This window comes from Corallococcus sp. CA049B (assembly GCF_003611685.1).
Lineage (GTDB): Bacteria > Myxococcota > Myxococcia > Myxococcales > Myxococcaceae > Corallococcus > Corallococcus coralloides.
Window position 1 is genome coordinate 1 of the sequence record NZ_RAWC01000108.1, and the last position, 21,320, is coordinate 21,320.

15 protein-coding genes are annotated in these 21,320 nt (G+C 69.6%); 6 read left to right on the forward strand and 9 right to left on the reverse strand.

The annotated features are described in order from the left end of the window. Nucleotides 1-141 precede the first annotated feature (141 nt). Nucleotides 142-1,212 (forward strand): hypothetical protein, encoded by a 1,071-nt coding sequence (locus tag D7W82_RS22670; protein WP_120620342.1) that lies wholly within the window; start codon nucleotides 142-144, stop codon nucleotides 1,210-1,212. Between the two features lie 176 nt (nucleotides 1,213-1,388). Here the strand turns inward: D7W82_RS22670 and D7W82_RS22675 are convergent, their stop codons facing one another. Then, nucleotides 1,389-2,465: an energy transducer TonB gene (locus tag D7W82_RS22675; protein WP_120620343.1), complete on the reverse strand. Its 1,077-nt coding sequence runs from the start codon at nucleotides 2,463-2,465 to the stop codon at nucleotides 1,389-1,391. A 123-nt stretch (nucleotides 2,466-2,588) separates the two neighbouring features. On the opposite strand from D7W82_RS22675, the gene D7W82_RS22680 reads away from it, so the two are divergent. Both D7W82_RS22680 and D7W82_RS22685 read left to right on the forward strand, forming a co-directional pair. Next, nucleotides 2,589-5,138 (forward strand): hypothetical protein, encoded by a 2,550-nt coding sequence (locus D7W82_RS22680; RefSeq protein WP_147439469.1) that lies wholly within the window; start codon nucleotides 2,589-2,591, stop codon nucleotides 5,136-5,138. A gap of 171 nt (nucleotides 5,139-5,309) precedes the next feature. Beyond that, complete coding sequence (locus tag D7W82_RS22685; RefSeq protein WP_120620345.1) at nucleotides 5,310-7,781, forward strand: hypothetical protein; 2,472 nt, start codon at nucleotides 5,310-5,312, stop codon at nucleotides 7,779-7,781. 10 nt (nucleotides 7,782-7,791) lie between these two features. On the opposite strand, the gene D7W82_RS22690 is transcribed toward D7W82_RS22685, so the two are convergent. From D7W82_RS22690 to D7W82_RS22705, 4 genes are read right to left on the reverse strand one after another with little or no spacing between them, the layout of a single operon-like run. Beyond that, nucleotides 7,792-8,925, reverse strand: coding sequence for a hypothetical protein (locus tag D7W82_RS22690; RefSeq protein WP_120620346.1), 1,134 nt, complete (start codon nucleotides 8,923-8,925; stop codon nucleotides 7,792-7,794). Nucleotides 8,926-8,949: 24 nt separating this feature from the next. Next, nucleotides 8,950-10,254, reverse strand: a complete 1,305-nt coding sequence (locus D7W82_RS22695) for a glycoside hydrolase family 2 TIM barrel-domain containing protein (protein WP_120620347.1) — start codon at nucleotides 10,252-10,254, stop codon at nucleotides 8,950-8,952. A gap of 49 nt (nucleotides 10,255-10,303) precedes the next feature. Next, nucleotides 10,304-10,600 (reverse strand): hypothetical protein, encoded by a 297-nt coding sequence (locus D7W82_RS22700; protein ID WP_120620348.1) that lies wholly within the window; start codon nucleotides 10,598-10,600, stop codon nucleotides 10,304-10,306. Between the two features lie 29 nt (nucleotides 10,601-10,629). Next, complete coding sequence (locus tag D7W82_RS22705; protein ID WP_120620349.1) at nucleotides 10,630-10,950, reverse strand: hypothetical protein; 321 nt, start codon at nucleotides 10,948-10,950, stop codon at nucleotides 10,630-10,632. Between the two features lie 88 nt (nucleotides 10,951-11,038). Here D7W82_RS22705 and D7W82_RS22710 point away from each other — a divergent pair, with 88 nt between their 5' ends. Beyond that, complete coding sequence (locus tag D7W82_RS22710; protein WP_147439471.1) at nucleotides 11,039-11,350, forward strand: hypothetical protein; 312 nt, start codon at nucleotides 11,039-11,041, stop codon at nucleotides 11,348-11,350. Between the two features lie 42 nt (nucleotides 11,351-11,392). Further along, entirely contained in the window at nucleotides 11,393-13,156 is a 1,764-nt protein-coding gene (locus tag D7W82_RS22715) for a pseudouridine synthase (RefSeq protein ID WP_370451067.1), read from the forward strand. A gap of 9 nt (nucleotides 13,157-13,165) precedes the next feature. Here D7W82_RS22715 and D7W82_RS22720 read toward each other — a convergent pair whose 3' ends face one another. From D7W82_RS22720 to D7W82_RS22735, 4 genes are all read right to left on the reverse strand, one after another. Next, nucleotides 13,166-14,074, reverse strand: a complete 909-nt coding sequence (locus tag D7W82_RS22720) for an NADP-dependent oxidoreductase (protein ID WP_120620352.1) — start codon at nucleotides 14,072-14,074, stop codon at nucleotides 13,166-13,168. Nucleotides 14,075-14,205: 131 nt separating this feature from the next. Beyond that, nucleotides 14,206-15,312 (reverse strand): alpha/beta fold hydrolase, encoded by a 1,107-nt coding sequence (locus D7W82_RS22725; protein WP_120620353.1) that lies wholly within the window; start codon nucleotides 15,310-15,312, stop codon nucleotides 14,206-14,208. Further along, nucleotides 15,302-16,843, reverse strand: coding sequence for an FAD-dependent oxidoreductase (locus D7W82_RS22730; RefSeq protein WP_120620359.1), 1,542 nt, complete (start codon nucleotides 16,841-16,843; stop codon nucleotides 15,302-15,304). Before D7W82_RS22730 ends, D7W82_RS22725 begins: the two co-directional genes overlap by 11 nt. Nucleotides 16,844-16,862: 19 nt before the next feature. Further along, nucleotides 16,863-19,223, reverse strand: coding sequence for a GMC family oxidoreductase N-terminal domain-containing protein (locus D7W82_RS22735; RefSeq protein WP_120620354.1), 2,361 nt, complete (start codon nucleotides 19,221-19,223; stop codon nucleotides 16,863-16,865). Nucleotides 19,224-19,501: 278 nt separating this feature from the next. Here D7W82_RS22735 and D7W82_RS22740 point away from each other — a divergent pair, with 278 nt between their 5' ends. Then, a complete protein-coding gene (locus tag D7W82_RS22740) occupies nucleotides 19,502-21,310 on the forward strand; it encodes a serine/threonine-protein kinase (RefSeq protein WP_233587877.1) in 1,809 nt (602 codons plus the stop codon). Nucleotides 21,311-21,320 lie beyond the last annotated feature (10 nt).

Consider the following 21,320-nt stretch of genomic DNA (forward strand, 5'->3'; position numbering starts at 1 on the left):
ACCCCGTGCTGGGCGCGCTGCTGGAGCGCGTGCCCCGGCAGCTGGGCATCCTGCACGGCGCGGTGGCGCGAATCAGCGAGGACCCGTCGCTGCGCTGACGCGACATTGTCACGCGACGTGAAGACAACCGATACTCACGGGATGCCCCGGTCCCCCAAGCCCTTCTCCATCGCCAACCTCCGCAAGGACAACCCCCGCTTCAATCCGTTCGACGTCCTTCAGCGTGACGTCGAGGAACCGGAGCCGGGGCCCGAACGCAAGCCGGCGACCCACAAGACGGCGCTCCACTTCGTCTGGTACGGGACGGGCAAGCCGAACGACGCGAACACGAAGACGCCGAAGGCCATCGCGTCTGGCTTTGCCTCCGCGACGGTGTACTTCTGGTGCCTGCCCCAGATGGCCCCGGAGTTCGAGCGGGCACTGGGCAAGCGCGTCAAGGTGCACGGGCTGGACGAAGTCCTGGAGGCGCCGGTCGTGCGCAAGGAGTTGGGCGCGCTCCTGTTGGACAAGCTGGACCAGCTCCTGGCGTTCTACCTGGCCAACAAGGGCCACGCGCCCGCCAAGGACATCCTGACGTTCCTGACGCTGGGCGTGAACGGCGGGTACTTCCTCGACGCGAACTGCGTCATCGAGGACCGCAAGCAGTTCGAGAAGATGCTCGCGCAGCCTCCGAAGGTCCCCACGTTCCTCAAGCTCGAGGACAGCCTCACCTTCAATGCGAAGCACCCGTCCTTCATGAAGGACGAGCTCGCCCTGCAGATGGGCATGGAGGAGGACGCCGCGGATGAGATGACGGAGCTCAACGGCACGGACATGTGGGCCATGTACGCGCCGTCACGGCACCCGATGATGTGGACGATTGCCCGCCACTACATCGCCCGGGCGGAGGCGTTTGGCTTCTGCGGGGCGCCCGTCCAGCCCAAGAGCCTGCGCTCCCAGCTGCGCAACAGCTTCGTGGATGCGGAGTTCGCCCAGCAGAAACGCACCCTGGCCGGCGCGTTGGGAATCCAGAGCATCTTCTCCGGCATGGTCGAGCACATGCGGCGCCATGCGCAGTACCGGCCGGAGGACGTGAACTGGAAGGTGGACTCCGTGAAGAACGGCCAGGTCGAGGGCAGCGGTCTCGCCCTGTCACCCGCCTCCTCGAAGGCGGACTACTGGGTGGAGGACCTGGGCATCACGAAGGGCCACGGGGACAGCTGGACGAAGTAGGCGCCAGGGGGCGACCCATGACGGCCCGAGGCTGCGTATCCTGGGATGGAACACAGGCTGGCGGACGCTGCTGACGCTCGGCGGCCCCGAGGCGCAGGGGCCCGGACACTGCGCGCCCGGGTGCGGGGCGCGCGCGCTGGGACTGGACGGACCGAAGGCGTCCTGAGCGCGGCGGTTCAGGGAGTCGCCGGCGCGGGAGGGGCGCAGGCGGACTGGTAGTCCTGGAGCTTGCGCTGGAAGCGCTCCCGCTCCGGCGCGGGCCATTCCGCGGGCAGCAGCTCCACGGCCTTGCGCTGTTGCGCCAGGGCCTCGGTGCACTGCTTCAATCCGAACTGCGCGGCGGCGGCGGTCTCCAGCACATAGGGATTGTGGCTGCGTCGCACGAAGGGACGCACCGCGCTGAGGGCCGGCGCATACTGGCCTGACTGCACGAACTGCCACGCTGCCTCGCTGGCCGCCCACCCACTCCCGGGCGCCAGGAAGTAGGCGCGGGCGACGGCCTGGGGATAGAGCGGATCCCCTGGAGCATTCTTCGCGAGCTCCCGGGCGAGGTTGAGCCATGCCGAACTGCTCTCGGGATTCTGGCGGGCCCGCAGCCGAGCCCAGTCCAGTTCTTGATGCAGGGTCAACGTGCGCCCCTCCGGCACGAAGCGCACGTGGAAGGTGTAGTCGACACTCACGGGGTGCCCCGAGATGGTCGCGGGACGGTATCGAGCCGATTGACACGCCGCGAGGTTCTGCTCGACGCCGGGCAGCCGCGCCCCTTCCACGACCTTGCAGTCACGCACCTGGCCATCCGCGCCGATGCGGCAGTGAAAGACCATGAATGCGAACGCACCTTGCCGGAGCAACGTCTCGGGATACGTGAAGGCTGCCGGAGAGCTCACCTCCGGACCGGCGAACACCTCGGACTCGAGCCTGCAAGCTTCGGCAATACCTGCCACACACGCGGCCACGATGTCCCCGAATGCGCTGAGGATGGCGTCCTCTCCGGGGGTGCCACGCAGCGTCCTGACCGCCTCTTCGAAGACAAGAGGTGCCTGCGCCGGCTCCAGCCTGGGCGGCGGCTTCGGCACCACCTCGGCCCCTATCGCGAGGTTCCACATCCCCGTCGCCGGGAGGCCCCTCTTCGACTGGACGGTCTCCATCGCGGACATCAGATGGCCATGACTGGCGGGCAGGGTCGGGATGCCCGAGTGAGCACAGCCCGTGAATCCAAGCAGCAGGGACAGGAACAGCCAGCTCCAACGCATGGGGCCGCACTCTAGACCGCGAGGCAGCGCTGGCAGAAATGGCCCGAGGGACAACCTGTGCCGCCGCGAGGCTGCGTATCCTGGAATGGGACTCCCTTCCGGAACGCCCCTGGAGCCGTCTGCTTGGAAAACTCCCCGAACGACTCGACCGCTGGATGGCCCCGGAGCGCAGTGCTGGCCTTGCAGGTCCTCTGGCTCGTCGCGGCCCCGGCCTGCGCGACGGGCACGTCATTCCAGCGGGACACGTCCTGGACCTCGTACTTCAGTGAAGCAGCCGAGCGCATCGAGGCCCGGGCCCGCGCGGTGGACCTGACCCGGTCGCACGACGTGCGCATGGAACACGCGGAGCTGCGCGACTGGATGCAGACGCTGTCCATGGAGATGATGCTCGCGGGTCCCGAGGCGTGGGGCCCCGGACAGGACGCGCTCGCGCGAGGGGCGCTGGCCCTGGGCGACCTGAACTCGGCCTCCGTGCACGTGGAGGCCGCATGGAGCGCGGGCTTTCAAGAGCCCTCCGTGGCGTGGACCCGAGCCCTGGTGCTCAGCCAGCGCTACCGCGAGCAGCGCGTCGAGGCGTTGACCGTGCTGGATCCGGATCAGCGGAGGGTGCGCGAGCAGGACGTGGAACGTGAGTACCGCGAGCCGGTGCTCGACATGCTTCGTCAGGCCCGGGGAAAGGAGGCCCCGTCGGCGGACTACGGCGCCGCGCTCGTCGCCCTGCACGAGGACCGGCTGGACGCCGCGGCGGCCCTGCTGGAGGCCGTGGCCGCCTCGCATCCCTGGTTCGTCGAGGCGCCACTGCTGCGCGCGGACGTGCTGCTGCTCCGCTCCGCACAGCTGTGGGAGGCCGGCCACCAGGACGCGGCCCGGGCGCAACTGGAGAACGGCCGCAAGTCCCTCGCCGCCGCCAGGAGCACGGCGGAGAGCCGGATGCAGGCGCACCTGGCGCAGGTCCGGTTCGAATCCGCCGTCATCGCCATCCTCCGTACCGACCTGCCCGGCACCATGCCCTCCTACGACCGCGAGGAACCGGTGCCCGGCGTCATGTCCTTTCACGGCCCCGAGGGCTCGGGTCCCGCGGGCCGCGCCTTCAGCGCGCTCGACGCGGCGTCCCGGCTCAATCCCGCCGCCCCCGTCCCTCCCTGTCTGCGGCTGCGATTGCTCAATGCCCTGGCGGAGCATCCCCGGCGCCAGGAGGCCTTCAACGGCCACCTGGCCCAGCACGCGAGCGAAATCGCCAACGTGATGCTGGCCCGGGACCCCACGAACCGCTGCGTCCGTTTTGAACAGCTCCGGACCCAGGTGTCCCGAGAGGAGAAGGCGAGGCAGGAACGTTTCAGCTCATCGATGCCCTCGGTGCAGGACCTGTTGAAGGCCGTTCCCCCAGCCGAGCGGGGCCTCGAGTTCGACCTCCTGCACGCCCGGCTCCTGGAGCACGAGGTGGCGCTCGAAAACGAATGGGGAGGCCCTCGGGTCGGTTACCGGCACGGCGCGCACCGGGACCAGGCGATCAACGTCTGGAAGGGCATCCTCGCTCGCGAATACCGCGTCCCCGCGTATTGGGTCCGGTTCGGGGAGTTCCTCGTGGACCGGAGCCTGGACCCGTTGACGGTGAACGGTGCAGGGGACCTGGACCTGGCGGAGGAGGCCTGGGACAAGGCGGGGGCCCTGCACACGAACGCGCCCGGCCTGTGGCTGCTGGGAGCCCACGTCCAGATGGCGAAGGCCCTGCGCTATCAGGCTCGGGGCGAGGTCACCGATCTCACTTGGAAGACCGCCGAGGTCCGCCTTCGCGAGGGCCTCACCGCGCATCCGCGTGAATCGTCACTGCATCATGGGCTGGGCCAGGTCCTCCTGGAGCAGGCGAAGGAGCGATGGGCGAGCGGAGGCGATCCCACCGGGTTGCTCGATGCGGCCGAGGCGGCGCAGGCAGAAGCCACGACGCTGGATTCCGGGCATGGCCCGGGGAAGCGAGCGCAGGCGGACATCCATGCGCTCCGGGCGGAGTACGCCTGGCGGCGAGGGGAGGATCCTTCCAGCCACGTGGACAGGGCCGAAGCCTTCTATCTCCAAGCCATGCCCGAGGGGCCCTCGAACGCGGAGGCCGTCCTGGGCCTCATGCGGGTGCATCAAATCCAGGCGCGCTCCCTGCTGGAGCAGGGGCGGGATCCGCGGCCCGCCTTCGACCGCGGGGTGAAGTCCATCGACCTGATGGCCCGTCTTGCCTTGATCAGGCGGGTCCAATACCTGCGAGTCGCGAGCGGGGACTCCCTCTTGCTGGCCCGGTGGACGGACCGGACGGATCCACGGCAGGCGGAGTTGCACTTCGACGCCGCGGAAGCCACCCTCACCAAGGCCCTGGAGAACGTGCCTCGGAGTCACGAGGTCCGTCTGGATCTGGGTGAGGTGAACCGGTACCGGGCGGCGGCAAGGGTGGCCGCCGGACAGGACGCGGAGCCCTTGGTGGCAAAGGGACTCGCGCTGGCGGACGCGTTGCTCAAGGAGCGTCCGAACTGGCCAGAAGCCCTGCTGCTGCGCGCGGCCATCCTGCGCACGAAGGACCCGGCTTCGCCCCAGGCCCGCGAGGACCGCGATGCGGCGCTGAAGGCCAATGCCAACCTCGCGCCCGGCTGGAGGCGGCAGTTCCCGGAGGACAAGCCCCGGGTGCCTTGAGCGCCGCGGGTCAGGGCGTTCCGGCAAGCAAAAATACCCATGAATGCGTAAGGCTTTGTATCCTGGAATGGCATACGTTCTCGTCCCTCACGGAACGCACCAGGAGCCGCGCCATTGAATGACGTCCCGAGCCGCGCAACCGCTGGAAGGTCCCGGAGCGGCGCGCTGGCCTTGCAGGTCCTGCTAATCATTGCGGCAACGGCATGCGCCGCGGACAGGCAATCCCAGCGGGACGCGGTCTGGGTCGCGCACTTCACCAGCGCCGCGGAGCGCATCGAGGCCCGGGCCCGCGCGGTGGGCATGGCCCGCCTGCACGACGTGCGCTCGGAGCAGGCGGAGCTGCGCGGCTGGATGGAGACCGTCTCCAAGGAGATGGCGCTCGGGGGCGCCGAGGCCCAGGGGCCTGGACACTATGCGCTCGCGTGCGGGGAGCGGGCCCTGGGCCGCGAGACGGAAGCACTCGCACAGCTGGACGCGGCCTGGAACGCGGGCTTCCGCGATCCTCGCGTGGCGTGGGTCCGGGCGCAGATCCTGAGCGAGCGCTACCGCGTGCTGCGGATGGAAGCCATCGCCGCTCCCGACAAGCACGAACGGCAGGCGCGCGAAGAAGACGCGGAGAGCAGGTACCGGGAGCCGGTGCTCACGTTGCTGCGGCAGGCCGCGGGGGCGGAGTTTCCGTCAACGGACTACGGCGCGGCGCTGGTCGCGATGCACGAGGACCGGCTGGACGCGGCGCTGGCGCTCCTGGAGGCCGTGAACTCGAAGCATCCCTGGTTCGTGGAAGCGCGGCTGATGCGCGCGGATGTGCTCCTGCTGCGTGCGGCCTGGCACTGGAGGCAAGAGCGGAGGAAGGAGACGGGCGATGACATGACGGCCGCGTTCCAGGCGTTCACGGCGGCCCGGGCCACCGCGGAGAGCTTCGCCCCGGCCCACCTCGCCATGGGGCGCTACCAGGCCGCTGGGATGAGACTCACGCGGACCCACTTCGACGGGACCGTGTTCATGCTCTCCAGCGAGGACGACGACAAGCCAGGCCCGGCGCAGACGGGGCTCGCGGCGATGGACGCGGCCACCCAGGTGGATCCCGGTCATGCAGGGTTCGCCTGCGAGAAGGCGCGCTTCCTCACCATGCTCGCGGAGCGCCCGAACTCCTATGGGGCCCTCCTTTCCCTGCGCAGCAGGGCCGTCGAGGCCGCGCAACACACCCTGGCGCTGGATCCCGCGAGCGCATGCGGCCGCATGGAGCGGACCCGGGTGATGGTGCAGGAGAGCGAGAAGGGCCTGAAGGAGAACTCCTCCGTGGACGTCTACAAGCTCCAGGAGGCCCTGGATTTGCTGGAAGCTGTTCCTCCGTCTGGACGGGACCTCGCGTATCACCTCCTGCGCGCCCGGCTCCTCCATCTCTGGACGGAGGCCGACCTCCAGGCAGGGAGTTGGAGGGTCGGATCCAAAGGCTGGCAGCATCAGGAGCAGGCCATCGAAGCCTACCGGAGCGTGGTCGCGCTCGAGGAGCGCGTCCCCGCGTATTGGGTCCGGTTGGGAGAGCTCCTGCTGGCCCGGGCTTCCAATCCGACGGCGAAGGATGTCGACGAGGACCTGAAGCAAGCGGGAACGGCCGTGTCGAATGCGCTGAAGGGCGGCAGCACGAAGGCACCCGAGGTGTGGCTCCTGTGGGCGCACCACGACGTGGCCCAGGCCTTGCGGAAGCGAGCCCAAGGCGAGACGGCCCCGTGGAGGTTCGAGCAGGCCGCGCAAAACATCCGCAATGCCCTCATCAACGATACCCACAATCCGACCCTGCATCATGAACTGGGGCTCGTCCTCCTGGAGCACGCAAGGGAACTCTGGGAGCACGGAGGCGACCCCACCGCCCTGATTGATCAGGCGGAGGCGGCCCAGGTCCAGGCGGCGAAGCGGGCGCCCTCCCAGGACCTGGGCAAGGTGGGGCAGGCGGCGGTCCACGCGGCGCGGGCGGAATACGCCTGGTGGCGGGGAGCGGATCCCACCGAGGAGGCGGAGCGGGCGGACGCGTTCTACAGCCAGGCGCGCCCCTTCTTCAGAACCCGGAAGAATCAGCGGTTCGTAGGCCGCATGAAGGTTTCCCACCTCCTGGCGAACCAGTTGCTGGAGCAGGGCCAGGATCCCGAGCCCGTGCTCAAGCGGCCGTGGGAAGGCCTCGACATCGGAGACCGGATTGGTCAGGACCCCGTCCTGCGTCATCGCGCCACCGGGGCGATGTCCGGCCTGCGGGCCCGCCATTCGGCCCGCACGGATCCGGAGAAGGCGGAGAAGGAGTTCCTCAGCGCGGAGAAGTCCTACGAGGAGGCCCTCCAGGTGGAGCCCTTGAACCGGGAGATCCGTCTGGAGGAGGGGCACCTGTTCCGTGAGTGGGCGGTGGTGCGAAAAGCCGCGAAGCAGGACCCAGAGCCCCTCCTGACCAAGGGACTCACGCTGGCGGACGCGCTGCTCAAGGAGCGTCCGAACTGGCCCGAAGCCCTGCTGCTGCGCGCGGCCATCCTGCGCACGAAGGACCCGGCTTCGCCCCAGGCCCGCGAGGACCGCGATGCGGCGCTGAAGGCCAATGCCAACCTCGCGCCCGGGTGGCGGCGTCAGTTCCCGGAGGACGGCCCGAAGGCGCCCTGAGCACGGCGGTTCAGCGAGTCGCCGACGGGGGCGCGGCGCAGGCGGACTGGTAGTCCTGGAGCTTGCGCTGGAAGCGTTCCTTCTCGGGCGCGAGCCAATCCGCGGGCAGCATCTCCACGGCCTTGCGCTGTTGCGCCAGTGCCTCGGGGCACTGCTTCAGCCCGAACTGCGCGGCGGCGGCGGTCTCCAGCACGTAGGGGTTGGGGTGCTTCCCCATCGTGGAGCGGCGAAGCACGGGGCGCAGCGTCATCAGCGCGGCCGCGTGCTGGCCCACCTGGCTCAGGCGCCAGGCGACTTCCGTCGCGGTCCACCAGTACCGGGGGGCTAGGGCATGGGCCTGCGCCAGCGCCGTCAGGTAGTCCGGAGCATCCGGAGTGTGGATCGCGAGCTGCGCGGCCAGGTTGCTCCAGGCCGAGGCGCTCTTTGGAGCCCAGCCCACCCTCAGGCGGGCCCACTCCAAGGTCTGCTTCTCCGACAACTGAATGGAACCCTGTCTGCCGGAGATGAAGTTGAAGGTCAGGCCATACGGTTGGCCCAGCGGATGTCCCGCCAGCATCCACGGCTTGTACCGGTGCGAAGACAATTGGATGAGGACGTCCGAGGTGAACGATTCTGGCCCCTGTTCGATGATCTGACAGTCGTGCATGCGCCCATCCGTGGCGAGCAGGCATTCGATGACGATCACCACGTACTGATTTCCGCGAACCCTCTTTCGGGGCCCAGGAAGCATCCGGGGATGGAGCATCTCTCCTGACTGGAACCTGGGCCGCTGGTATTCCGCCTCCAGGAACTGGCACGCCTTCTCGTGGTCGGCGTCGCAGGCGGCCTGCAGGTCTCTCAGCGCGCGGTGGAGGTCCTCCTGATGGGGCTCCCCCTTCAGCACGTGGACGGCCTCTTCGAAGGCACCGGCGGCCTGGTCGCGTTCCAGTTCGAGTGAAGGCCCCTCTTCATGAGCATTGAAGGGACTGAACTGGCCCAGGTTCGAGCCCTGCGCGATCCGTTTCTCGTAGGACCGTGGGTCGCTCAGGTAGGCATCCATGGCCAGCGACAGGTGACCGTGGCTCGCCGTGATGGGGGGAAGGCCGGAGTGGCTACAGCCCGAGGAAAGGCACAGCAGGGAGAGGAACAGCAGACGCCAGAACATGGCGCCGGACTGTAGCGCAGGGCCTCAAGGAGTCGCTGGGGTCGCCACGGACGTCGTGGCCGCCACCAGGTTCCCCGCTCCGTCCTTCGCCAGGCCATACAGCTTGATGGTGCCTGCCACGGCGGGCAGGCGCACCCGCCACGTACCGGGAGTACTCCCCGTCCGGGACTCCAGCACCGTCACGCGGTCACGCTCCACCCGGGTCGGCGCGCCCCGGAAGTTGTAGGCGAAGGAGACCTCCAGCGGCGTGGTGGAGGTGACGTCAAAGGCCACATTCGCCCAGTCGTTCTCCAAGCCCCGGACCTCCAGGCGCACCGGCACTGGCAGCGCGGGCGCTGGCTTCACGCCCGTGTACGCCTCCCGCACCGCGTGCCACGCCGGCCGGGTGGACGTGCCGGACAGCATCCCCAGCCACAGCCCGGTGTGGTCCAGCGCCGCGCTGTAGTTGAAGACGAACAATCCCAGACACCGTCCAGCCTGGACGTGCGGAGCCAGCGCGTTGCGCCAGCCGTCCACGATGACGTCGTACTTCTCCCCGTCACCGGGTTCCTGGGGCACGCCGCGAGCGTCCTTGGGGACCTCCCATTCCCCCTGGGCGCCGAACTCGGTGATGAACCAGGGCTTGCGGCCACCGGCCTGCTTCACCGCGTCCGCCAGCGCGTGGATGCCCCGGCCGTAGACATTCAAGCCATACGCATCCAGCGAGGGCACGTACTTCTCCCAGAACGGAATGCCCAGCGTCCATGCGTCCACGGACAGCACCGGGTGCGCGGTGTCCGCCTTCTTCACCGCGCGGACGACCTTCTCCAGGAAGCGCGAATAGGCGACCTTGGACGGCTCATCCGGCGAATTGAGGATGACTTCGTTGCCCACGCCCCAAGCGAGCACCGCCGGGTGGCCCTTGAAGCGGCGCACCTGCGCGAGCGTGGCCTGGAGTTGCGCCTCACGACCCTTGGCGTCGCGCGCATAGTCGAAGGCGTCGTCATTCTCCATGCCCGGGCGGCCCGGCCGAAGCCACAGTCCCACGAGCACGCGCAGGCCATGCTTGTGCGCGGCATCAAGCAGCGCGGCGGTTTCGTCACCCGTGCCCCAGGTGCGCAATGTGTTGACGCCCAGGGTTTTGAGTTGCTCGCAATCCTTGTCGAAGTTCGCGGGCCCACCCGTGCCACTGAAGGTCACGCCCTTCGCCACGTAGGGCTGGCCGTCCACCTCCAGCTTCCAGCCCTCCCCTGCCTTCAGGATGGCGGTGCGAGCCTCCACGTCCCACGAGGGCAGGAGGAGCGCGATCAACAGCAGCACACCAGCGGCAACGGGGCGGGCAGTGGCCATGACAGGGAGTCTAGCGCGCGTCCGCGCTCTCCGAGGGCCCAGACACGAATCAGTGATCGCGCAGTCCCATCAGCAGACTCTCGACCTCGAGGACGATGGGGTCCCAGTCCGGTGGTTGTTCCGGCATCGTGCCGTCCCCCACGTGAACAACCAGCCAGGTCTCCATCCGGGCGACGATCACCTGCGCGGCTTCACGCCGGGTCACCAATCCATCCATCGCCACCCCCCAAAAATCTCTCGGCCCATACAGGATTTCATTCAACGCATGCTCAAGGTCCGAATCCGACACCTGTTCGAATGACAGGAGGATCGCCAGTTTCCTGGCACACCCCACCAGTCGCGCCATTTCAGGCCTCGGGCCTTCATCCCCAGTGCTCATGAATCACCTGTCCGGACCCGAAAAATCTTGCCCCGCTTCTGAGGCGTCATGTCGAGCACGTCTGAACCCGAAACCTTCTCCAGAAAAGCGAGGGCGGCTTCCAGCGTCTCGAATCTCTCCATCAACTCAAGAGCATTCTCCTCAACAGCCATCAGCGCCTCAGGGATCTCAAAGTAATAGGCAACAAAAACATCCCCTGAGCGCTGAATCCCCATGGTCTGGTAGATCGCTTCTCCCTCCCGCATCAGGTCTCTGCGCTTCCCCACTTGTCGCCCCGCGGAGATCCACTCACGCAACCGCACAGGGATGTCCCTCACTTCGCCTCCATTTCACGCGGGGGTCGTTCGAACATGGCCATCCGGGATGGGCCCGGGATGGGCTGTGACGCATTCAGGAGATCGTACCGTGAAGCTCGATGGAAACGGATGGAGCGGTGACTTCGGCGGGTCCTGCCCGATGCAGGGCGACGGCGAGGTGGATGGCCTTCCGTTCTACTTCTGTGCGCGCTGGGACTCGTGGGAGCTGGACATCACGCAACCAGGCTGCGACCCGCTCGACGTCGACGACGCGGCGATGGCGCGCGGAGAAGGATGGCGCCACGAAGAGGTCTGGCCGGGCGGGCCCTACGACGCGGGCACTATGGAACTGGATGACGTCCAGCGGTGCATGGACCGCGCTGTCGCCCTCTTCCGCGCCAGCCGGCCAGCCACGCTGTAGGCCCACGCCCCCAGTCCCCGGGTTTCGTGCTACCCCGAAGCCGTGGACCCGCTTGTCACCGCACTCGAACCGGCACCCCACGCGGATGAAGTGCCGGGTGCCTTCCCGAGCCCCTTCGACGCCGTGGGCCCGCATGCCCTTGCGCGCCGGGCCGCGGAGTCACTGCAAGCCACGCTGCGTGATGGCTTCATCGCCCCTGGGCTGTCCAGCGAAGTCCTCCAGGGACCGGACGGCGGAAAGATGTTCGGCGTGCTCGTGGTGCGGCAACCGGACGGAACGTTCGGCGTGCTGCGAGCCTTCTCCGCGATGCTCGCGGGACGCTGGGACGTGCCGGGCTTCGTGCCCCCGGTGTTCGACCGCGAGGCACGTGCCCGCGTGGAGCCGGTGGCCGACGCCACGGTGAAGGCCCTGCTGTCCCGTGCCGAAGCGTGGAGCACCTCCGAGGAGCTGCGCCGCCTGCGCGAGGACGATGACGCCCGCCAATCGCGCGAGGCCACGGAGCGCGAAGCCATGCGCCTGCGCCACGACACCCGGCGCCGACAGCGCCACGAACGCCGTGCGGCAATCCTGGCCATGCCCTTACGCACGGAGCCGCTGAGCGAGGAGCCTCCGTCGACGCCAGCCTCGCCCCCATCCGAGCTCTCGGAGCCCACTCGCCCCGAGGCGCTTTCGGAGACCGAGCGTGCCCAGGCACTGCACGCACTCGACCAGGAGAGCCGGGGCGACAAGGCGGAGAAGCGCAGGTGGGACGCGGCACAGGAAGAAGCCCGGCGCTCGCTCGCCCCTGCCCGCGCGAAGGCGGAACGTCGCGTGCGAGCGCTGGACCGCCTGCGCCGCATCGTCTCACGCAGCTTCATGAAGCAATTCCACGACACCTACGCCATCACCAACGCCAGAGGAGAAACCCGCCCCTTGCGCTCGCTCTACGGCGGCGCGGAGCCCCCGTCCGGCGCCGGTGACTGCGCGGGCGCGAAGCTTCTCGCCCATGCCTTCGCGCACGGACTCCAACCCGTGGCGCTCGCGGAGTTCTGGTGGGGCACGCCGCCCGCGTCCGGGGGCCGCATCCAGGGCGCCTTCTATCCGGCGTGCCGAGACAAGTGCGGTCCCCTGCTCCCATTCATGCTGGAGGGCCTGGAGGTCTCCGCGCCCCGCGTCTTCGTCCCGCCGCCCGCGCCCACGCCGGAGCTCTCCATCGTCTTCGAGGACGCGTGGCTCGTCGTCATCGACAAGCCCTGCGGCCTGCTGTCCGTGCCGGGCCGGGATGCCTCACTGCTGGACTCGGTGCTCACCCGCCTGCGCGCGCGGTACCCCGACGCCACGGGGCCGCTGCTCGCGCACCGGCTGGATCTGGACACGTCCGGGTTGCTCGTCGCCGCGCTGGACAGCCGCACGCACGCGTCCCTTCAACGCCAGTTCCTCCACCGCGACGTGGCCAAGCGCTACGTGGCGCTCATCGCCGGTCCCGTGCACGGAGACTCAGGCACCATCACCCTGCCCTTGCGCGTGGACCTGGACGACCGCCCCCGGCAGATCGTCGACCCCATCCACGGCAAGCCCGCGGTCACCGACTGGGAGGTCCTCCACCGCGCGGCGAGCCACACGCGCGTGGCCTTCCATCCACGCACCGGCCGCACGCACCAGCTCCGCGTCCACGCGGCACACCCGCAGGGCCTGGGCGCCCCCATCGTAGGAGATCCGCTGTACGGACACGCGGGCCTGCGCCTGCACCTGCACGCCGAAACGCTGTCCTTCGTGCATCCGGCGACGGGGCAGCGCGTGTCCTTCACCCGCGCCGCCCCGTTCTGAACGCTCGCGTCAGTTGACGAGCAGCACCTTGCCCACGCCGCCCTGCTCCGCGACCTTCTGGGCCTCGCGCGCGTCGTCCAGCTTGAAGGTCCGGCTGATGGGAATCACCAGGTCGCCCTTCGCCGCGCTCACCGCGAGCTGCTCGAGCCGGTGCGCGTCCGGATGGGCCAGGAAGCTGCGCACCACGAGGCCCTTCTCCTTCGCGCCCTTCGGCTCGCCCACCACGGTGCCCACGATGCCGCCGTGCTTCACCTTGCCGAGCACCGCCGCCACGGCCTCACCGCCCACCGTGTCCGCCACCGCGTCCAGCGTGGGCAGCTTCGCGACGTCCTTCGGATCATCCAGCGCGACGACGCCGTCCACGCCCAGCTTCCGGGCCTCCTCCACCTGCTTCTTCCGCACGCCCGCCCAGATGCGCGCGCCCCGCGCCCGCGCCGCGAAGACGGCCGAGCGCCCCACCGCGCCCAGCGCGCCCGTGATGAGCACCGTGTCCCCCTGCGAGGGCTGCACGTGCTCCTCGATGAGCTGCGTGCCCGTCAGCGTCACCAGCGGCAGCGCGGCGGCGTCCTTCAGGTCCAGGGTGTCCGGCACCTTCGCCCAGGCCTCCGTGGGCGCGACCACCGTCTCCGCGTAGCCCGCGGTCACCAGGCCCATCACGCGGTCGCCCGGCTCGAAGGCCTCCACGCCCGTGCCGACCTCCACGACCTCCCCGGCCACGTCGCGCCCGAGGATGGCCACCGGGAACTTCAGGTCCATCCGCCCCTTCATGTCCCCGCGGCGGATCTTCCAGTCCACCGGGTTGATGCTCGCGGCGGTGACGCGGACCTTCACCTCGCCCGGCCCCACCTTCGGCTCGGGCATCTCCTGCACCGCGAGCACATCCACGTCCCCATAGCCTTTGAGCACGACCGCTTTCATCCGGGCCTCCACTTGAGCCGAGCGAGGGAAGAGACTTCCAACGTCGGCCCAACGGTAAGCACCGGCGAAGAGGCCGCCATCGTCGGCGACCGGTCGCCCCGCCTCCTGCTCCCCTGGACGGCGGCGGCCTGTCAGCGGGGCTGGAACTCCAGCGCCTCGCGCAGCACCGGATACGTGTCCTCCGCGGCGGTGCTGCCCATGAAGGTGTCCAGGTGTCCGTAGCCCGGCAGCATGCGGCGCTGGTACCAGCGCGCGCCGTTCGCCTCGCGCAGCCACTGGAGGGTGCGCTCCGTGGACGACGGCAGGTACGTGCGGTTCTGCTCGCTGGAGACGAAGGTGATGGGCCGCTGGAAGGGCTCCGGGTCCAGGTAGTCCGGCGGCCGGGCCTGCCCGTAGCGCCGCAGGTTCTCCGCGCGGCCGTAGTCGAACTTCACCGCGTGACCGCCGCGCGACATCTGCCCCAGGTGGCGGAACGTCAGCAGGTTGCACCTGCCGAACTGCTCCTCCAGCCGCGCGTGCGTCTCCGGGTTGAGGCGCGCGTGCCGGTACAGCCGGCCGTACATGAACGACAGCCGGTGGCACACCGGGTTGTCACACTCCATCCGCAGGAAGCTGGACACCTTCGTGAAGGCCGCCTGGAACAGCGGCGTGCGGGACGCGTCATCCGGAGTCAGTGAATCCAGCCCCGCGTCCAGCAGCTCCGGCACCCGCAGGAGCGCCTTGAAGCGCGTGGAGGCCGGCGTGTGGTGGTGCAGCGCCACCTGCGACGCCACCACGGTGCGCACGTCCGGCAGGTGGCCCGCGGCCATGGACATGAAGAACGCCGCGGACCCCGCGCAGTGCACCACCGCCTGCACCGACTCCGCGCCGGTGATTTCGCGGATGCGCCGCACCGCCGTCGGCATGTCGTGGTCCGCCGCGTCGTCCAGCGTGAACTGGCGCAGGGGCAGCTGCACGCTGGCGCGCCAGTCCAACAGCCACGTGTCGTAGCCGTGGCGCACCAGGTACTGGACGAAGTTCTCCTTCAGCGTGGGCAGCATGAACATGCCGCTCCACACGCCCGCGCCGTGCACCAGCAGCACCGGCCCCTTCGTGCCCCCCACGTAGCGGGTGAGCTTGAGGGGCACGCCGTCGCCCGCGAGGAAGTCGTACCGCTCCGCCAGGGGCAGTCCCTGGAGCGTCACATCCTGGGACCGCGTCCGGAACACCGCCGCGCTGCTTCGGTAATCAAAAGCCATGGGCCACCGCCTCCGCGATGCGCTCGGCCACCGCGCTGATGGTCATCACCGGATGGAAACCGATGGACGTGGGGATGACGGAGCCGTCCGCCACGTACAGTCCGGGGTAGTTGAACACTTCGCCCTCCGTCGACACGACGCCTCGGGCCGGCGACTCCGCCAGGTGCGCCCCGCCCAGCGAGTGCACCGTGAACGGCCGGCGGAACAGCTCCCACGTGACGAGCGGCGCGAACGTCCCGCCGTACTGCGACGCCAGCTCCTGCATCGCGGAAGTCATGCGGTTCACCAGCGCCACGTTCTCGTTCGCGTAGTCCCACTCGATGTCCAGCCGGTCGCCCTTGAGCACCATGTGCCCGTTGGCATTGTCCTGGCCGATGGCGAACAGGTTGCTGGTGCGCGAAGGATCCACGCCGGTGCCCAGCGGCTTGTTGAACAGCCCCTTGGCGAACGCGCCGTGCAGCAACGGCCACAGCTTGGGCCACAGCGGGGCCCCCACGCCGCCCAGCAGCCCCAGCCGCGGCTGCCCCATCCCCGCGAGCACCGCCGTCGCCGGCTTGTTGAACGTGGCCGTCACCATGGTGAAGCGCGGCGCCGCGTCGAAGAAGCGCATCACCGTGGCCACGTCCGGGCCTTCCCACGGGAGGATCTCCTCTCGGCTGCCGTGCATCGAGCCCAGGAAGTCGCCGTTGCCGGAGTAGCCCCTGCCCAGCCAATCGCTCACCAGCGGCAGCGTGCGGGTCCGGTCGCGGCTGCGCAGCAATATCTCCACCGTGCCCAGCGCCCCGGCGGACAGCACCACGCGGCTGCCCTCCACGGATGTCTTCTCCCCGGTGGCCAGGTCCTTGAAGTGCACCCGGTAGCCGCCCGCCACGCGCTGCACGTGGGACACGGACAGGCCCGGCCACACCGTGGCGCCCAGCTTCTCCGCTCGCGCCAGGTAGGTGAGGTCCAGGGTGTTCTTCGCGCCGTGCTGGCAGCCGAACTCGCACTCCGCGCACCGCTGACACGCCTTGCGGCCCGGAGCGGAGGGCTCCGTCCAGGACACGGCCTCGTCCGGGTCGAAGGTCTGGCGGCCCATGCGCCGCGCGGCCTGCTGGAACAGGTCGCGCTTCTTCAGCGGGATGGACGCGGGGAACGGCTTCACGTCCAGCTCGTGCGCCACCTTGTCGTAGTAGGGGTCCAGCGCCTCGCGGCTGAAGCCCCGGGGCCAGCGCGGGTGGTCGAAGACGATGGGATCCGGCCGCACGTGGACGTTGGCGTAGACGAGCGACCCGCCGCCCACGCCGCTCGCCGTCACCGTGCCGATGCCGGACAGGAAGCGCACGTCGTAGAGCCCGCGCGCCTCCGGACGGATGGGGTGGCGCCAGAGCAGCTCATCCGCGCGAGTGACGTCCCGGGGGAACTGGCCCGGGTTGTACCGGCGGCCCCGCTCCAGCACCGCCACGGACCTGCCCGCCTGCGCGAGCCGGAGCGCGGTGATGGAACCACCGAACCCGGAGCCCACCACCACCACGTCGTACTTCTTCGCCATGCCCACGATGTGTTCCCCCCTAGTCGAACTTCGCGCGGGCGAAGACGTCCCAGAGCGTGCCCATGAACATCCCGCCGAAGCGCCGCATCGCGTCCGCCTGCTTCAGCGGCGAGGACGTGCCCAGCACGGAGAACGTGGTGAGCTGCTGGAGGAAGTCCGGCAGGTGCAGTCGGATGATGCCGGTGGCGACGATGGGGCCGGTGCGCTCGTGCCCCTTGCGCAGCACGGTGTAGAGCGTGGACGTGTCGCTCCACACATCGAAGCCCGCGTCGTCGTTGACCTCCTTGTAGCCATCCAGGAGGTACGGCTGGCCGTCCACGCCGGTGAAGGGCATCAGGTACAGCATGCGCCGCTCGTAGAAGCGCTCCGTGCCCACGAAGAGGTTGAAGACGCCGTTCTCCACCGGCGCGCCCCCGGGCGGCGTGAGGCCGCGCACGTGCAGCGTGCCCTGCACGATGCCGCCGTGTGACTCCTGCGCGAGGAAGCGGTCCAGGTTGGGCAGCGTGATGGTGACGACGAACTCCGCCGTCTGCCCCCCGCGCTGGCCCGCCCGCGCCGCTCCGGCGAAGTCCTCTGGCGACGGGTGGTTCGGCTGGAGGAAGCCCTTCATCCGCTCCGTGAAGCGCAGGCCCACCACCGGCGTGGGGGACGCCACCGTGCCGCCGGGCGGCACCACCACGTCGCCCAGCGGATCCGTTCCCGGCACCACCGGCGAGGCCACCGTCTCCACCTCCGGCATCATCCGCAGGCTGACGCGGGGCGGGTACGCGGGCGCGGACTTCACGGGCACGCGCTCCGGCGCCACCCAGCTCGGCGCGTCCTTCACCTGGCGGATGACCTGCTCCACGTTGCGCTCGGCCACCGCGGCGATGCTGGAGGACGGGTTGACGCCGACGCCCACCGGGAGCGCCGCGCCGTCCATGACATACAGGCCGGGATAGCCGTGCACCTCGCCGTCGGGCGTGAGGACGCCGTACGCGGGCTCCTCCGCCATCGCGCAGCCGCCCAGGTTGTGCACGGACACCGGCAGGTGCAGCCGCTCCCACAGCGGGTTGTAGGCGGCGCGCGTGCCCAGCGCGCGGGCCACGTCCTCGCAGAGCTGCTCCTGCGTGCGGTACAGCGGCAGGTTCGCGGGCACGTCCCACTGCACCTGGAGCTCTCGGGTGATGGGGGACAGCGTCAGCCGGCCGTTGGACTTGTCCCGGCCCATGGCCAGGAACACGGCCTGGAAGCGGCCGCGCTCGTTCTCGATGGAGGCCATCTCCTTGGAGCGCGTGCGCAGCACCTTCACCAGCTCGCGCTGGAGCAGGTCCGCCGGGAGCGTAATGGCGCGGTCGGGGTCCATGGCCATCATCAGCCCCGCGGCCTGCACCGGGTGCCCGCCCTCCTGGAAGAGGAACCAGGTCTTGTCCTTGCCCTGGCCTTCCTCCACCACCATGCCGGTGGTGATGGTGGGGCCCACCGCCGGGTCCCACGGCTCCTTCGTGTCGAAGGCGAAGGCGAGGAAGTCCCCGTTGGCGGAGTAGCGCGTGCCCAGCCGCGCGCTCAGGTCCGGCAGCGTGCCGTGCACGTCGCGGTTGCGCAGCAAGAGCTCCGTGGAGTTCACCGCGCCCGCGCACAGGAAGACGCGGCGGGCGTCCACGGTGCGCTGCATGCCGGCGCTCGCGTGGTCGGTGAAGGTGACGCGGTAGCCCGGCGACAGGGGCTCGATGCGAGTCACTTCGGCCTGGGTGGTGACCTCCGCGCCGCGCTGCTCGGCCACGGCCAGGTAGTTCAGGTCCAGGGTGTTCTTCGCGCGGCGGTTGCAGCCGATGTCGCACTCGCCGCAGTAGCTACAGCCCTCCTGGAGCACGCCGAACTTGTTGGGCAGGGGCTCGCCCGCGGGGGCGAAGCGCACGGCGAGGTTCGGGTAGAAGAACTGCGCCTCGCGGCCCAGCTTCTTCGCCACCTCCTGCATCCGCTGCGTCTTGGGCGGCAGCCCGCGCGCGGAAGCGGTGATGGGCTGCACATCCAGCATGTGCGCGACCAGGTCGTAGTACGGATCCAACGACTCCCGGCTGTAGCCCTCCGGCCACCCGGACGCGAACACGTCCGGCGGCGGGCGCAGGTGCACGTTGGCGTAGATGAGCGAGCCGCCGCCGTACCCCGCGGCCTGCACCACGCTCATCCCCTTGAGGAGCTTGATGTCGAAGAGCCCCTGCCGGTGCTGCCACAGCCAGCCGTTGCGAGGGTCCTCGAAGTCCCGAGGGAAGCTGCCCTTCGGGTAGCGCAGACCGCGTTCGAGCACGCGCACGGACAGACCCGCCTGCGCGAGCCGACAGGCCGCCACCGCGCCGCCAAACCCGGTGCCGATGACCAGGGCGTCGTATGCCGGTGCCATGTTCCCCCTCGGGTGCGGACCCTGGGGAGCAGGGATCCGGAAGCGCGACCCGGGAACGTCCAGAGTAAGGACGGACCTGACTCTACAACGGGTCACCCCCGTTTCCTTGAGGCCGGGACCCCTGCATGGATCAGCATTTCTCGCTCTGGAGAACTGGATTCTCGGATCAGCAAGGATAGGTCGGCGGGCGAGTGGGCAGATGGCTCGCTTGGACGCGCGACGTCATGGCGATGGCCCGGTACCATGGCCCCGACGGGCTCCCCCATGAACGCCGACGATTGCCAGAAGCGGGGTCACCCGAGGTGGTGACGGACGAGGAGTTCCCGGCGACGCCGTCAGTGGATCCACTGGTGGGGTCGAAGATTGGCGAGTTCGTCATCCACGAGCGAGTGGGCGCGGGCGGGATGGGCGTGGTGTACCGGGCGGAGCACCCGCTGATTGGCAAGCACGCGGCCATCAAGGTGATGCGCGCGGAGCTGGTGTCCCCGGAGCAGGAGCAGCGGCTGCTGGTGGAGGCGCGGGCGGTGAACGCCATCCGGCATCCGGGCGTGCTGGACATCTTCAACTTCGGGACGCTGCCGGACTGCCGGCCGTACGTGGTGATGGAGCTGCTCCAGGGCCAGTCGCTCGCGGACCGGATGCGCGAGCACGGCCGGATGGACGTGGGGACCACGGCCTGGGTGTTGGAGCAGGTCCTGTCCGCGCTGGCGGCCGCGCACCGGGCGGGCGTGGTGCACCGGGACCTGAAGCCCGCGAACGTGTTCCTGATGGAGCAGCCGGACGCGGCGCCGCTGATCAAGCTGGTGGACTTCGGCATCGCCAAGGTGATGCAGGAGCACGACGCGCTGGCGCGGGCGGACCGGTCCACGCTGGGGACGCCGGACTTCATGGCCCCGGAGCAGGTGCGCGGAGGCGAGGTGGGCCCGGCCGCGGACCTGTACGCGCTGGGGGTGATGGCGTTCCACATGCTCACGGGCACCCGGCCGTTCCAGGGTGACAACGTGCAGGTGATGTTCGCGCACGTGGAGCAAATCCCTCCCCGGGTGTCGTCGCGGGTGGAGGGCATTCCGCCGGAGCTCGATGAGCTGGTGGCGCGGTTGATGGAGAAGGAGCCCGCGAAGCGGCCCGCGACCGCGACGGCCGTGAGGATGAAGCTCCGGGGCCTGGCGCGACCGCCCGTGCCGTCCGAGGCGGCAGCGCCGTCGAGCGTGGAGCCGCGGGTTGTACCGGAGGTGCCCAAGGCCACCGTGCCGCGCCGGAACGGGGTGTCCCTCGCGGTGGCGGCGGTCGCCGGGGTGGCGCTGCTGGGGGTGGGTTACGGTTTGGGGACGCAGGCGCGGGAGGCGGAGCAGGTGCAAGTGATTGCGCCGTCACGACCTTCCGAGCCGGTGCTGGTGGACGCGAGGCCCGCGCTTCCGGTGGAGCCACCGCCGGTCATGGCAACGCAGGAGCCCGTCGAGGTGCCGCCCGAGGTCATCGAGGAAGAAGCGCCCGCGGAGGCGGAGACCGCGACAGCGACCCTGGCGAAGTCCACGAAGTTGCCACCGTTGCCTGCGGAGACGCCCTCCGAGATCAAGATGGAGCAGCGGCAGGCAGGTCTGTTCAAGCTGCTGCTGGCGCGAGCGAAGGACGTGGATGCGGACGGAGCGCTGCGCGGCAAGCTGCTCCAGCAGTACCGGGCCGCCGCGGATGCGAAGACGGACGCCGAGCGGACGCGCATCCATGCCGCGCTGGATGACATCGAGAAGGAGCTGACCCAGCGCATCGCGCTGCACGACGCGCCCCCGGTGCCCGTCGTCGTTGTCGCGCCCCCCGTGGCGCCCCGCGTCCCGGCGCTCGTGATTCCCAAGCTCCCCACCCTGCCCCAGGGCAATGCCTCCGAGCAGAAGCTGGCCCAGCGCATGGACAAGCTGGTCGCGGAGCTGCGCAAGCGCACTCGGAACCAGGACGTCGCGCCGGAGCTCACGAAGCAGCTGGTGGACATCTTCACCGAGGCCGCGAAGGCCCAGACCGCCACCGAGCGCATGACCGTGCATCAAGCCTTGGATGCGTGGCAGGAGCGGCTGACGGCGCGCTTTCCTCGCTGATCATCGAGGA